General features: G+C 62.8%; 14 protein-coding genes. 5 read left to right on the top strand and 9 right to left on the bottom strand.

Features of this window, described 5'->3' with window-relative positions; genetic code table 11:
• Positions 1-139 precede the first annotated feature (139 nt).
• The gene (locus tag CA236_RS00150; RefSeq protein WP_125944084.1) at positions 140-2,206 is read left to right on the top strand and encodes a hypothetical protein; all 2,067 of its coding nucleotides are present in this window, start codon (positions 140-142) and stop codon (positions 2,204-2,206) included.
• A 188-nt stretch (positions 2,207-2,394) separates the two neighbouring features.
• On the opposite strand, the gene CA236_RS19020 is transcribed toward CA236_RS00150, so the two are convergent.
• Entirely contained in the window at positions 2,395-2,850 is a 456-nt protein-coding gene (locus CA236_RS19020) for a hypothetical protein (protein ID WP_125944083.1), read from the bottom strand.
• 11 nt (positions 2,851-2,861) lie between these two features.
• Here CA236_RS19020 and CA236_RS00140 point away from each other — a divergent pair, with 11 nt between their 5' ends.
• The gene (locus tag CA236_RS00140; protein WP_125944082.1) at positions 2,862-3,443 is read left to right on the top strand and encodes a hypothetical protein; all 582 of its coding nucleotides are present in this window, start codon (positions 2,862-2,864) and stop codon (positions 3,441-3,443) included.
• Positions 3,444-3,467: 24 nt separating this feature from the next.
• On the opposite strand, the gene CA236_RS00135 is transcribed toward CA236_RS00140, so the two are convergent.
• Positions 3,468-4,040, bottom strand: coding sequence for an energy transducer TonB (locus CA236_RS00135; protein WP_125944081.1), 573 nt, complete (start codon positions 4,038-4,040; stop codon positions 3,468-3,470).
• The gene (locus CA236_RS00130) at positions 4,033-4,752 is read right to left on the bottom strand and encodes a hypothetical protein (protein WP_125944080.1); all 720 of its coding nucleotides are present in this window, start codon (positions 4,750-4,752) and stop codon (positions 4,033-4,035) included. The genes CA236_RS00135 and CA236_RS00130 overlap by 8 nt, the downstream gene beginning before the upstream one ends.
• A 165-nt stretch (positions 4,753-4,917) precedes the next feature.
• Here CA236_RS00130 and CA236_RS00125 point away from each other — a divergent pair, with 165 nt between their 5' ends.
• Together CA236_RS00125 and CA236_RS00120 are read left to right on the top strand one after the other, a co-directional pair.
• Complete coding sequence (locus tag CA236_RS00125) at positions 4,918-5,376, top strand: hypothetical protein (protein WP_125944079.1); 459 nt, start codon at positions 4,918-4,920, stop codon at positions 5,374-5,376.
• 72 nt (positions 5,377-5,448) lie between these two features.
• Positions 5,449-5,805 carry a J domain-containing protein gene (locus tag CA236_RS00120; protein ID WP_125944078.1) on the top strand — a complete coding sequence of 119 codons (357 nt, stop codon included), beginning with the start codon at positions 5,449-5,451 and terminating at the stop codon, positions 5,803-5,805.
• Position 5,806: 1 nt separating this feature from the next.
• Here CA236_RS00120 and CA236_RS00115 read toward each other — a convergent pair whose 3' ends face one another.
• Genes CA236_RS00115 through CA236_RS00100 form a run of 4 tightly spaced genes read right to left on the bottom strand, consistent with a single transcriptional unit; the run spans position 5,807 to position 11,472 of the window.
• Complete coding sequence (locus CA236_RS00115) at positions 5,807-9,082, bottom strand: lytic transglycosylase domain-containing protein (RefSeq protein ID WP_125944077.1); 3,276 nt, start codon at positions 9,080-9,082, stop codon at positions 5,807-5,809.
• Positions 9,082-10,446, bottom strand: a complete 1,365-nt coding sequence (locus tag CA236_RS00110; protein ID WP_125944076.1) for a hypothetical protein — start codon at positions 10,444-10,446, stop codon at positions 9,082-9,084. Before CA236_RS00110 ends, CA236_RS00115 begins: the two co-directional genes overlap by 1 nt.
• Positions 10,446-11,177, bottom strand: a complete 732-nt coding sequence (locus tag CA236_RS00105; protein WP_125944075.1) for a hypothetical protein — start codon at positions 11,175-11,177, stop codon at positions 10,446-10,448. Before CA236_RS00105 ends, CA236_RS00110 begins: the two co-directional genes overlap by 1 nt.
• Positions 11,178-11,187: 10 nt before the next feature.
• A complete protein-coding gene (locus CA236_RS00100; RefSeq protein WP_125944074.1) occupies positions 11,188-11,472 on the bottom strand; it encodes a hypothetical protein in 285 nt (94 codons plus the stop codon).
• Between the two features lie 313 nt (positions 11,473-11,785).
• On the opposite strand from CA236_RS00100, the gene CA236_RS00095 reads away from it, so the two are divergent.
• On the top strand, positions 11,786-12,277 hold the full coding sequence (locus tag CA236_RS00095) for a hypothetical protein (RefSeq protein WP_125944073.1): 492 nt from the start codon (positions 11,786-11,788) through the stop codon (positions 12,275-12,277).
• 200 nt (positions 12,278-12,477) lie between these two features.
• Here the strand turns inward: CA236_RS00095 and CA236_RS00090 are convergent, their stop codons facing one another.
• Both CA236_RS00090 and CA236_RS00085 read right to left on the bottom strand, forming a co-directional pair.
• Positions 12,478-12,711, bottom strand: coding sequence for a hypothetical protein (locus CA236_RS00090; RefSeq protein WP_125944072.1), 234 nt, complete (start codon positions 12,709-12,711; stop codon positions 12,478-12,480).
• Positions 12,708-12,929 carry a hypothetical protein gene (locus CA236_RS00085; RefSeq protein WP_125944071.1) on the bottom strand — a complete coding sequence of 74 codons (222 nt, stop codon included), beginning with the start codon at positions 12,927-12,929 and terminating at the stop codon, positions 12,708-12,710. The genes CA236_RS00090 and CA236_RS00085 overlap by 4 nt, the downstream gene beginning before the upstream one ends.
• Between the last annotated feature and the right edge of the window lie 13 nt (positions 12,930-12,942).

Raw genomic sequence — 12,942 nt, 5'->3', positions numbered from 1 at the left:
AGTCCGGAGACGTCCACCGCTTGAATATCGCGGGCAACCGCCGGACTGAACGAGGCGTCCGACGTAGATCGCATCCCTTAAGGTCGGTGATCTCGCCGACTGGCGCCCCCATATTGGCCGGATAAGCGAGGGATTACGAATGGCGGGAAAGCGTCAGCACTACGTTCCAAAGTTTCTGCAGCGCGGCTTCCTGTCCGAGTCGAACGGCTCAGGCGACGGTGCGGAGCGCACGTGGCTTCATCGGCAGGGTTCGCACGCGCGCTTGGTCGGGATCGCCGACGTCGGCGTGGAGGACTGGTTCTACTCCCGCAAGGGCGCTGCCGGCGAGGTCACGCTGGACGACGCTATCACCGAGTTCGAGAAAAGCTTCAGCCGGGGGGTGAAGGAGCTGCGCCTCTCCGATCCGGGGACCGTAATCGATCCGGAGCACGCCGCGCGGACGGTTACCCACCTCGTGATGCGGACGGCGCATCTGCGAAAGACTTTGTCGAGCGGCGTGACCGGTCTCTTCCAAGAGATTGAGAGCCTGTTTACGGATCCGGCGCGCCTCGCGGGCATGCTCGGGTTCGCCTCGCCGGCGCTGGCGTCGTCTGTTACGGAGGCGATCCGGGACTCCGCGCAGAAGCTGGTGCCGGCCGGCATCCCGGCGGCGTTCAGCGAGCGGCTCCTGACGTTCGTGATTCGCGAGCGCGGCGATGAGTTTGCCGCGCAGGTCGCGGCCGTGCTGTCGCCGCTGTTGCCGGAGCTGTTCGGCGGGCTGGGCACGATGGTGCGGGACGGTCACAACGACCTGGTCGCGAAGCCGCTCGATGACCATGGCTGGGTGGGAATACTCTCGGGCTTCACCTGGACGGTCGAAGCTGGAGCGGACCTCATCCTGCCGGACGCGGTCGCCTTGTCCCGGGCCGGCCACGGAAGACTGGAGGCGCTTCTGTTCACCGGGGGAGCCGACGCCACGCTGGTCCTGCTCCCGCTATCAACCGACCGGATGCTCGTGGGACGCCTCGATCCCAGCGAACCGGTCGATCTCTCGACGTTTAGCGTCGAGGCCGCAGGGGCCTGCCAAGGCTTCTTCATCAGCGCGCGTTCGCGAGATGAGGATGGTGTCGCGGCGACGATCGGAAGCGGCCCCGCGAAGGCGATGGCCGACGGGATCGCCGAGGCGGTGGCGGATGCGGAGAAGGCGCGATCGCTCGCGCCGGGCGAATTCGCGCCCGCGGTGCCGCGCCAGTTCGAATGGGAGCAGTTCTCATACCGGGTGACGCTGCACGACTTCGGCGACGACGTTCTCGCGAAGGAATATGCCGACGTCCTTCAGGCGGTGGTCAGCGCCCTGTCCCGCGACATTCCGCTGCAGGATCTGGACGGCGTCACGATCGCCGTCGACTACCCGGACGCTCTTGCCAAGCTCGACCGCGGCGACCCGGTTCTCCCGCCGGTCGCGAGCGGTGCCCTAGCATACGGAGCCGGCGTCGCGATGCCGGTGACCGTGCTGCGCGACGGGAAGCGCAAGGAACATCTCGTGGTGGCTGCCGGCGTCGCGGAGGGGTGGACCTCAGACGACCCAGCCCTGAGGGCGATGTGCCTTCATCTGCTGGTCAAGATGCTTGCTGGGATAGCCAACAGCTCGCGGTTCGGCGAGGACACCACCTTCAAGCCGGACGAAATGGGCCGCGAGCTGCATCTATCGGTGGCTCGGGCCCCGTCTAAATACTGGAGCGCGAAGCAGGCGGCCTTCGTGTCACCGGAGGAGGGCATGGTCTACGCCGATCTGGTGATCGACAGCTTCGAGCACGCGAAGGCCGAGATCGCCATGGCCCGGTCGAGGATGAGCGGCCCGAGCGACATCAACGACACCTTCCTCGCAGGGCTCGAGACGGTGGCCGCGGTGCTGGGCCACGCAGCCGACTGGCTCGGCCATCGGGACGGCCTGGCCGAGGGGCAGCCGTTTGACGGTGACGATCTGCCTGAGCGGCTCGCAGTTTACGGTCTGGACAGCTGGATCACGCTGTTCGGCCGCGATCTCGCGGCCTGCTACACGGAGGAGGGCGCGCTCGACCTCAACGTCGTGACGACGCTCAGCAGGCACGTGGAGCGCCTCTTCTGGAGCCTCGGCCTGTTCTGCTGGCCAGAGGGCGGCGGCGTCCGCTGTAGCGTCGCCGAGCAGGGGCTGGCCTTTGGTGAGCTTCCGCTGCAGGGCGGGTGACCGGAGTTTCGATCGAAGGAACTGTTTGAAGACCGGCGCTGTTGCGGTCGGTGGATGGTGACGCCTTGCAAGCAGTGCGGAGAATCTCTCACCAACGAGGGAGATGATGGCGCGACCTGCGATCATTGCGACGCATCGTACATCGTGGATCAGCTTGTGCAGCAGCTCGACGAAGAGGTCGTCACCAATTAGCGGCCGTTCGCGCGCCGCTCAGCCCCGCACCGATGCCCGCGCCAATATCGCGGCCATTTGAGTACCGTCCCGGTCGCTACCATCGCGCAGGACAAGTCACCCACCTGCGGGGAGCTGCACCAGGCCGCCGTCCTGACGCCCTTGGCGTTGCCAAGCGATCGGCAGGTAAGCGCTGGCCCTTTCACCAGGACGTGCCCCTCGCGCGACTTACCGACCGGCGTACCAACAAGCCGAACAAACGCGTCCCGGGCAGCGTTGCCGGAAGCGGCTGGGCACGGCTGGTTGGATCGGCAAGCTCCATCAGCCTCGCGCGCCGCGATCCCAGATAGGCGAATGCGCGGCCCTTCGGCGCACCATAGCGGGCCATCGCCATCCCATACCCGCGTTGGCGTGCAGCGGAACGTGGTACCGGCCGGAACTACGGTGGTTGCGAGCGCGAGAATTGTGATCATCGCGCCCACCTGTGCACAACTTCTCCAACATCACCAGCCCTTGCGTTCGCTTTTCGTTCTGGCATGATGCCGCGATGGTCGGCCCGCCAAAGTCCCTTCACGATCTCCACCGCGTCGAAGCGCAGGTGCGCGTCACGTGCCGGAGCTGCAGGGCGTCCGAGTTGTGGGAGCTGGATGCACTGATCACCGAGGTGCGCAACAACGGCGGCAACACAGACTGGGCAGCAGCCCGCTGGGCGGTCAAGTGTCCGCAGCGATGCGCGGCGCCGCGGGTCACCCTCCTCGCGGTGCCCTTCGGAAAGCAGCGCGCTCGACGGCAGGCTCACCGGAACACCCTCATCAACCTGGCGCTCCAGATCTTACGTGACGCAGCACAAAGATCGTCGGACGAGGCCGTAGGCACTGTCGAGGTGCGGCTTGCGCTGCATGTGCTGCGACCCTTCGTCGGCGAGCAGCGTCTCCTAACCGAGTTCTGGAAAACAGCGATAATTGAACCGCGGCACCCGTGGACGAGCTGTCTCGTACCCTATCGAGCGATTAAACAGCGTCTGATAGACAGAGGAGCACAGGCGGGTGAGGCGAACCGGCCGTAAGCTGGAGCGCCTCGCCCAGTTCATCTACCGCGGCAGTCGCCAATTAACTCGCCGAGACATCGTTTTGGTGATTGGCGTACCGGTTTCGTCGGTCGCGGGTGTATAGCGACCCCGCCTTGTGATCGCTCTGCACGCGGCTTGGTCCAACGCTTCGCTCCCACTCGAGCTTGTCACACGACAATTTTCTACCCTCCCAGTAATTCCGACGTCCCACTGAATCACAACGTCGCCCTCTTCTTCCGCTCGGACCGATGAGGGCGGATAGTCGTCAGCCGTAATCCAAGCCGAGATGTCCCCCCGCGCCTCAGCATCCCGGGGGCCGACCGGTTCCGGCTCCGAGATTGGCGCAGTCCGCGGGTCATATCCGTAATCACTCGCGGTGCTCGCGTATGGGCCCCCTGCCTCAGTGCCCTGGGCTTCAAGATCGCGCCCCGTCGCAGACGTCTCGCCATCGCTTGGCGCGGGCGCATCATCTGAAACCAGGGCGGCCGGTTCTTCGTCATTGAGGGTTGTATCTACTGGCTGCTGGGTCGCGTTCCGGTCTTGGCAGGCCGCCACCAGGAGCAGCGTGCAGGCGAAGCACGCCCACTTACGCATCGGCGACGCCAAAGCTATCGTTCACCCGAGCCGTTTGAACAACTCGGAGGCTGCGCTCGATCTTGACGAAAAGGAATATGAAAATTATAAGAACAAACCCTAGAAAAGCGGCGCTCGCGAAGCCGATCTTAATCCAGAATTGTGCATTTCCTTCTGCTTCGGACGCCGCCCGACTTGCGACGTCTCCCTGGAATCGTGTCTTGTGCCATTCAATCAACTGCAGCACGCGCGCCTCACTAAGAGGCTTTCCAGTGCTGCTTCGCAATTCTTTAGCTAGAGTTCGGACGCTACGGGCGTAGTCGACTCCGTTTCCAGGCATTTCGTCCGCGTAAGCTTGAAGCCCCCTCTCCCAGTCGTTTTGCGTGATGTCTCCCCTAGTCGATAGATAGGCTTTGATTGTCTTGGCGGCTTCCTTGATGTCAGGAATAACAAACGGCTCTGCTTCCTTCGTTTCTGTTGTGGACGTGGTATCCGTGATCTTCTGCTCGGCGATGAAATCACCAAGCGTGCCGCCACTCGGCTCCGCTCTTTCAGTGAAACCGCTCCATTTGAGCAACGACGGTATAGCGGTTGCCACACCAATAATCGCGACCAGCAAGGCGATCGTCGCCGCTACTAGAATGACGACGCGCAATAATCCGAGATAGGCTCGTTCGAGCTTAGCAAGCATGTTGTTTCCCCCGTTGATGCTCGCGATGACAAGCACTCCCATCACACAGCCCTACCTAATTCGAAGTTTATGCCAACTAGCTGCGGCCGATCCCTGCCCACTTTTGCCTACGCTGACGGGCGGATTCTGAGAGCCCCAATCACCTGTGAGCAAAACCGTTGACTCAAGTGCATGCTGAGCCGATGCCCTCCACAAGAGGGGGACGGCATGGCTCAGCAAAAATCATCCAGTGGCGGCCGATGGCTTGTCTTCGTGGCGATTCTTCTTGTCGGCTACTGCTCCCTTAAAGAGGATAAGCCAGCTGCCACTGCTACAACGGTAGAGGCTGTTGAAACTTCGGATGATAGTTCTGAGGAGATGCCGGGTGCCGGTCCAGAGGGAAAAGATCAAACGGGCGAAGGGCCTGTAATCGCGGGCGAGACCTATGCTGAATATGATGATCGCCGGGACGTCACGGCGACGGGGCTCTACTCCAGCGGTTACCAGTGCACCGAAGATTGCAGCGGCCATGATGCCGGTCGGCAGTGGGCGGAACAGCGGGGCATCACCAACGCGGATGATTGTGGCGGGCGCTCATGGAGCTTCGTCGAAGGATGCCGCTCCTATGCGGACGAACAAACTAGCAGCTCCAGCACCGAGAGCGATGCTGAGGAAGTCGTGTACTAACTCGCAGCTGCGCCTCAGGGTGATCATTCAGATTGGTAGCGGCGCCGGACGATGGCCGTGGCTCGCTAGGATGTGTTACTAGTTTCGACGGTGCTGACCCCGTATGAGATCTTAGGCTTGCAGCCTGGCGCAGAGCCGGAAGTTGTCGAAGCCGCCTACCGAGCGTTGATGAAGAAGTATCATCCGGATCGTTGGTCAGGCTCGCCGGAGCTCGCCCACCGGCGAGCACAGGAGATCAATGCAGCATACGCGTCGGTGAAGAACGGCTCAGTGTCGGCGGCCGAACCGATCCCGAGCACAGTCCGCGCAGATCCGTCCCTTGCGCCCACCATCACCGCGCCCTTCAACATCGGCCGCAACCTAGCGTGGGCTACCGGGCTTTCTGCCGCGATTGTGGCAATAGCCGCGGCGGTCGGCTCCGCCAGATAGATCAGTCGCGTTGTGCGGTTGCGTTGCTGCTGGCGCCTATAATCGCAGCAGTTAAGCGCCCAGATCGGCCAGCTTCGATTAGCGCCTCGATGAAGTCGGCAGCCCGTTTGTCGGCTTCTGGATCATCGCCCTTCGTCACGCGAGAGGCGCTGGCTGCCGCTTTCGTGGCCGGCTCGGCAGCAGCTTTCTTCGCGCTGTAGCTCGTCATTCCCGCAAGGGTCTGTTTCGCCTCAGCGGTCGCCTTTGCTTGCTTCACGACTCCGCTCGCGACATCGATAAGCGGACCGGCGAATGGGATACTGGAGAAACGTGCCGCCATAGGCGCGAGAAAGCGCATAAGCTTGAACGCAGAACCGCTAGGATTGGTCGTTCCCGCGATCGGTATCGTCGCTTCACCAATTACCCGTCGCAGGCTCATCAGGCGGTTGAAGTCGCCCTCGTCGAGAAGAACTTTCAGCTTCGGCACGCCAAACCGGATGATCTCGCTGTTGAGCTTGGCACCGCTGACGCTGCCGGCCGGGCCGCTGCCGAGATTGCTGTTGGCAGTGTAAGCCTTGTCGAAAATGCCGCCGATACCCTCTGCCTGAACCGCTCGCCATGCCGCCTTGCTGGTTGCTGTTGGGCTTGAGAGAAGCACCGCCTTAATCCGGCGCAGGTTGCTCACTTCGCCCGAAAGCACCTCGCGGATGGCATGCTCTGGCAGAATATTGTCGGTACGCGTGCCCTTCTTCCAATCGATCAGGTTCTGCACCACGTCCTTGGCGGCGAACGTCTCCTTATGCGTGACGACAGCCTGCCGAGCACGCCGAAGCGTGTCGCCCACCGGTCCACTAACGCCATTTCGAGCGGCCAACTCAACCGCGGCCTCTACAGCATCATCCACAGCACCCTTGATCGGCTGCGACAGCTTGCGCGGGCCATCCGCAGTGTATTGCGAGTTGATCGCCTTCCGGAACGCCTCCGCGTTGCCAACCGTCAGCGGCTCAGGATCACCATAGAACTGGATTTTGCGCCCGTCCGCCAGCGTGACGGTGGTGATCCCGTCCTCGGCGGTGACCGGGTTCTTCCCGATCAAACCGTAACGGGCCATTTCCTGCCGGATCACATTCTTGACGCTATCCGGCACATCCGCCTCAACGAGCGCGCGCCGGGCCGCGTCGGTGATCCCGCTCGTGTCGAGAGAGAGGCCATCACCGCCCATCTCCTGCGCCTCGCGATAAAGTGCGTTAATCCCTGCTTTCCCGCGGTCGCGCAGTTCTCGCAGAGCATCGACCACGACGCGCCCACGGTCGGCCTTGGTCATGTCGGTAGCGCCGAACGCTTCGCGGAACTTGACCGTCGCCTCCCTGATCTTTTCCGCCTGATCGACCAGGAAAGTTCGGGCCTTCTCCCCCTCCCCACTCGCTTGGGCCCGCAGCGTCTGCTCGGTGTCCTGAACGGCGAAGTCCTGGGTTGCCTGCCCGCGCGTCAGCGGAATGCCGAGCGCTTCCGCTTCGCGCGTCCGATCGGCGGCGGTGCGACCGGCAGCGGCGCGTGGAGAGCCAGCCGCATCACCTGCCGGAAATGCGGGCGGGCGTGCCGCTGGGACAGGCTCGACTGCTGAGGCAGCGGCTCGCTGCGCGGCCTGTGCAGCAGGAAAGATCTCGTCCTTGGGGACAAAGCCGACTTCGCCGCTTTCCAACCCACGCACCTGCACGTGGACGCGGCCGCTGGCGTCGGCCTGCTCAGGCCCGACGATCTGCACGGGATAGTCAGAGCCCTCATGGCGCCGAACCATCGGCGTCGAGGCTGCGGCTAGTTCAGACGCCTCCCTCGGCAAACCATCAGATGCCGGCGGGGTCTCGTTATTACGCCCGCCCGGGCTGGCATCGCCGCTCGAAGCGCTTGCATCGTCATAGGCATGCTTGATCTCATCGGGCTCAAAGCCGTGCCGAGCCACAAGCTCCTGACCATCCTCCGTCAACTCGCCGGAGCGATCAATCACAGCTTCGCGCGGCATGGACGAAGGAAGCTCCGTTGCAGCGCGACGTCCTAGGCGGGTGGCTGCAACGCGCTCTGCCCCAACAACGCCAGCAACACCGGCGCCGCCGCCGATCAATCCGGCGACGAGTTGACCCGTCGGTCCGAACCCAGATTGACGCGCGGCATCCGATGATCCGCCACCGAGGCCGCCCGAGATCACGTCTGCTGTAGGGGAAGAGGCAAGCGCTCGACCGATCATGCCAGCGGCACCCCGTGCACCGGACGCAGCCCAACCAGCGCCAGCGGTGGCCAGGCCACCAGACGCCCCCTGCTCGATAGCAGAGAGCATACGTTCGGCCTCGGTCCGCGGCTTTGGTAAACCCATCATGTCGGCGACGTTCACGTCAGGATCGTTCGCCATCGCGAGAGGCTGGCCTGTGATCCTCTGTGGCAGCCCGGTAACATTCAGCAGCGAGTTCAGCGGGTTCATGACCATACCGGCTGCGCTTCCCACACCTTCGATGATCGAGCGGGCCCCTAACCCCAGCCCACGGCCGACCTTCTCAGCAGTCGTCCCTTCCCGCCATGGGTTCAGCTTTGCACCACGAGGAAGCGACGCGATGCCGTCGCGCAGGTCGTTGTCGATCTCCCGCCGCTGGTCCACGGTCATCCCGCTGCTCATGTCATTATACGCGCGCACGACGCCGGCTGGCAGTTGCGGCGCTGCCGGCGTCTTCTTCAGCTTACCGCCCGGAGGCAGAAGAACCGCGCCCATGTTCACGTCGTGCTCGAACTGGGCGGCCTGTTCCGGCGACATGAGGCCACGGCGATAGGCGGCATACACCTTAGCCAGGCTGGGCCCGCTTTCGGCTTCACGCTCAACAGTCCGCTTCGCTCGCACGCGGTCAAACGTGGAGTCGCCGGCGGTGCCGGTCACACGCGCGACATATGCCCGATTGACCGGGCCATGCTGCCGTCGATCGGTACCGCCATGATATTCGGCTACCGCTGCAACCGCGCTTCCCTTGTTGCGGTCGAGCCCTTCACGCAGAACATAGCCTGCAGCCAGCGCCGCCTGTTCGGGACCCTCATAGGCATCCACGCCATATTTCTTCATGAGCGCGGAGCGCGTCGCGGGAATGATCTGATACACCGACTGCGCGCCAGCGGATGAAACCTGGTCGGCATTGCTGCGCTCACCCTTCAGTCGCACGCTTGACAGGAGGCCCTTGGGCAGCCCCAGCTTCGCCTCGACCGAGCTATCGATCTCATCATAACGAGGATCTCGAAACGATTGGGGGGCGCGGCTCGGCATTAGCGGGCAAACTCCATGTAGGAACGCGGGGGAAGCTGCTGGCGACCGGCGGTGGCGGCGGTGCGGCGCTGATAGTCGACGTAGCTGGTGCCCTTCGGGATCTGCACGCCGTTCACCACCAGATCGCGCTTGGCGCTGCCAAGATTACCGTTGCCAGCGATCCACTCGGCGCGGCCGTTGTCCTGCGCGGCAGCGATGTCCTGCAGCTTCGCCATGCCTTTCATCCACGACACGATGTACTCGCGCGGCGCAGTCGGTGACGGGAAGCCTTGCCGTGCAATCTTGATGTCCGCGTCGCTGGCGGGCCCGGGTGGAAGCGATTTGATCGCGGCATTGTTGATGAGTTTCTGATACTGCGTCCGTAACATCGAAACAGCATCCTGACGCCCCAGGAGCCGCTTGCTGAACTCGGCCCAGTCGGAGAACGCGCCGCCACGCGCCGGAGATGCTGCGAACTGATCCGCGAGACCTCGGGTACGTTCAGCCAGCGCGGCGTTCGCAGATCCAGAGATTACCGCTTGGTTCATCATATTCACCGAACCGGGATCTGGCCGCGCGCCTGCGTCCTCAAGCTCCTGCATCTTCAGCTGTACGTTGCTCGTGAGCGTATCGCGGGCGATGTCGATCTGCGCTGCGCGAGTGGTGATCTGGCTGTCAATATTGCGGCGGTTGGCTTCGTCATTGAGCAGCCCGGACTGAAAGACCTGCGGAGCATATTGCGCCTTCGTCTCAGACTCGGACGCCTCCGCGTTCATCTTTCGGACCAAGCTCGGCTGAACCTCAGCCGCGCGCGCATTCTCGCCGATCGTCTTCGTGGAGTCCGCGAGAGCCTTGGACGTATCCCCGAACTTCTCGGGGCCTCCGACGACGGCAAGAAGACCGTCAATGTTGGCAAGCGCTAGCTGGGGGTTGGTGCGGATCACCTCAACCATGGCCTCGTCGTCCTCAGCCGGAAGACCAGACGCCTTAGCGGCCTGAATATACCGCTGTGCTGCCTGCTCAGCGAGGTCGACACGGCCGCTCTGAAGAGCGAACTTTACCTGCGTCAACGTGCCCAGATGCTGACGCTGTGCAGTTTCGCTCTGGAGCTTCCACGCCTCCTTCACCGGCTCCGCCATTTCCGGGTATTCGGTCATCAGGCGCACTGCAGCTTGGGATGAGGGCTGCTGATGATAAGCCGACAGAGCCTGGGCACGCTGTTGAGCCCGCAACATGGCACGCTCGCGATCGGACTGTGCATCAACCGTAGCCTGCTCCGCCTGCTGGTTCTGCATTTCCAAACCACGATTGACGAGCGAGAACCGCTTCATCTCCTGGTAGCTGGGGAGTTGTCCCAAGGCGCCCAAATAGCCGTCGAGGTTCATCAGAAGATACTCGGGTTGCCGCGAAGCACCGACTGCGACGCAAGGTTTAGGTTGCCGGTAGAGCGCGAAGTGATCGCACCGCTGTTACCGAGACCAAGTTTGGACAGCAGACTGCCGCCGGGGATGAAATTCGCCACAGCGTCGTCGAGGAAGCCGCCGATATTTGCCCAGTTCTCGGCGTTGATCCTTCCCTTCGCCAGGAAGTTATTGGCTTTCGCGCCGCCAATCTCGCTCAGCAGGTTCGTCACGTTATTGACGGTGTTGCCGCCGACCTGCGTTACCGTCCCCTGCGCGCCCATCCCGAGCCCCGCCAGCCCGCTGAGATTGTTGAAGGTCTGCTGGTAGACCTGCGCCAAAGTGTCAGCCCCAAAGTCGGCAAGTCCGCGCTGGGTATTCCCACCGCGCAAGCCACCGGTCGCCGCGGCATTCTGGAGCAGCGCTTCCTCGCCGTTGCGGTAGAGCGACGCGTAAAGCGGGCTTGCCCGAAGTTCGTCGATCATCGCCTGTTGGCTGGCGTCGTCCCCTAGGCCTGCGAGGCTCGACAGTTCGCCGATCGCAGCCGTGCCTGCCCGCGTATACGGCACGTAGTCTTGCCGTACCTGCTGGTTGAACGCGTTCTGGGTGTCGATGCCGCGGTTATAGGCAGCCACCAGCGCATCAGTTGCTTTCTGACTGGCCTTCTTTTGCGATCCACCGCCGAACAAACCCGCGATTGCGCCGAAGAGTCCCATGGCTATGTCCTCAGTGAATTGTGGGAGTGATCGGCAGCCCCGGCACACCGAGGAGCGCCGAAGTGCAGGCCCAGCCCTTGGGCGTGCGAAGGTCAGGCCCGCCGTTGATGGCCACGTTGGCGACGGCGAATAGTGCATCCCGGAACGGGATGTCGCTCCGGTAAGCAACCGCCTTGGCAAAGGCACACACAGTGCTTTCATCCGCTTGCGCCGCGCGCTGTGCCTGTCGCTCCGCAGCGAACGATGCGGCCAAATTCGAGAACGCTCCGGGCGCAAGATCGCTGAAGAGGCCCATCAGTTTCGAACCTCGCGACGGATTGCGGCGCGGATGAACTCGGACAAGGTCATGCCATCACTTCTCGCCTTGGCGGCCGCCGATGCGATCAAGGCGTCATTCACCCGGAAACGGGCGAGAGTGTTATGAACCTCTGTGCGCATAATCCCTCCGATGATCGTGGGCACAGGTATGCTTCGGCACTTAGCCGAATGTCAGAGGGTGTTTTGGGGTCTATCGGGTGCAACGCCCTCCAATCCAACATGGGGTGGGCAGCCTTTGCTTCAGGAGGCGAAGCCTTGATCATAGGTGGTGTGCAGGCGATGCTGCTCATATGACGATCGGAGATGCACTGGGCGCCTATGGTGCCTTGCTGAGTAGCTATCTTGCCATTCGACAGATACTTGCAGGAAAACGCCGGCTGTCGATCACTGCCGTGCCCGCTTACGGGTCAGAGCAATATCCTCCCGTCGGCAGGTTCACCCGCGTCAACATCCGCAACGTTGCCGACCGCCCGGTACACGTTCGACACGTCAGCATTGATACCGAGATCACCCGTCGTCTGAAGAGCCGAGTCAGCGACATGTTTCGCTACCGCCGCTTTTCTCTCCCCCGCGCGGCGATCTCCCATCAAGTGAGCGATGATGCAGTTTTCACGCCCAAACTACCGACCACGATTGAATCGGGGAGGTCGCTTGTCCTTTGGTTACCAGCCGACACCTTTACGGCATTTCTAAAGAAGAACGGCAACACTCGGTTCGCAGTTACGGTGCAGGATGAGGTAGATACAAGCTACCGATCAGCGTGGTTTAAGTCGTGCTGGTGACCGAGTGAGAACGGAGGTCCAGGGCGGGATCAACGAAGTTGACCACAAGCAGGTGCTCGTGAGCCACCAGCGCGGGCAGTCGCTGTGTCGGCTCACCGTTCCGAAGAAAGTGCAGACGATAACGGACGTTGTTCTCGGGCTCCGCGGCTTCTAGCCTCTCGAGTCGGTTCTTGATGCTGATGTTCATGGCCGTTTGCCCCTCAAAGGTCTTCATCGCCGGGTAACCAGCATGCGAGAAGCTGCTGGCTGAACGGGCTTCGTGTGGTCTCGATGGCGTGGCGGTATGCGGCCGGCGTTATGGCGTTCGGGAACGCGGGCTTGAAGACGCTATGCGTCTCCATATAGCGGGAGATTACCGCCTCACGATCAGCCGCGGTCATCATCTCGCCGCCGCCGGATGCCTCCAGGCGGGTGATCCTTCGCGACAGCGTCATGCTACTGGCTCCCGCTGACTCAGCCAGGCGTACGCTTCCGGGCTGAACGAGGACGCGTCCATCGGCACCTTCGGCACTCGCGTCCGTTCGACGTGGGCGATCGTGTGCCAGTCAGCCGCCAGCGGCTTGGTCAACCAGCGGCGCACGTACAGCGGCAGATCGTCGCCGCGGCTCTGCTGCAATCGGCCGAGACGCTGATCTAGGTTCGCCCGGCTCACGACCTCCGCTCCG

The organism is Sphingomonas sp. ABOLG, assembly GCF_003950435.1.
Classification (GTDB): Bacteria; Pseudomonadota; Alphaproteobacteria; order Sphingomonadales; family Sphingomonadaceae; genus Sphingomonas; species Sphingomonas panaciterrae.
The sequence above is the reverse complement of the archived record's forward strand: the minus strand, read 5'-3'. Positions and strand labels throughout refer to the sequence as shown.

Coding starts and splice junctions, on each gene's coding strand:
- CA236_RS00150 (WP_125944084.1), top strand. CDS start 140: ATGGCGGGAAAGCGTCAGCACTACGTTCCAAAGTTTCTGCAGCGCGGC.
- CA236_RS19020 (WP_125944083.1), bottom strand. CDS start 2,850: ATGATCACAATTCTCGCGCTCGCAACCACCGTAGTTCCGGCCGGTACC.
- CA236_RS00135 (WP_125944081.1), bottom strand. CDS start 4,040: ATGCGTAAGTGGGCGTGCTTCGCCTGCACGCTGCTCCTGGTGGCGGCC.
- CA236_RS00130 (WP_125944080.1), bottom strand. CDS start 4,752: ATGGGAGTGCTTGTCATCGCGAGCATCAACGGGGGAAACAACATGCTT.
- CA236_RS00125 (WP_125944079.1), top strand. CDS start 4,918: ATGGCTCAGCAAAAATCATCCAGTGGCGGCCGATGGCTTGTCTTCGTG.
- CA236_RS00115 (WP_125944077.1), bottom strand. CDS start 9,082: ATGCCGAGCCGCGCCCCCCAATCGTTTCGAGATCCTCGTTATGATGAG.
- CA236_RS00110 (WP_125944076.1), bottom strand. CDS start 10,446: ATGAACCTCGACGGCTATTTGGGCGCCTTGGGACAACTCCCCAGCTAC.
- CA236_RS00105 (WP_125944075.1), bottom strand. CDS start 11,177: ATGGGACTCTTCGGCGCAATCGCGGGTTTGTTCGGCGGTGGATCGCAA.
- CA236_RS00100 (WP_125944074.1), bottom strand. CDS start 11,472: ATGGGCCTCTTCAGCGATCTTGCGCCCGGAGCGTTCTCGAATTTGGCC.
- CA236_RS00095 (WP_125944073.1), top strand. CDS start 11,786: ATGACGATCGGAGATGCACTGGGCGCCTATGGTGCCTTGCTGAGTAGC.
- CA236_RS00090 (WP_125944072.1), bottom strand. CDS start 12,711: ATGACGCTGTCGCGAAGGATCACCCGCCTGGAGGCATCCGGCGGCGGC.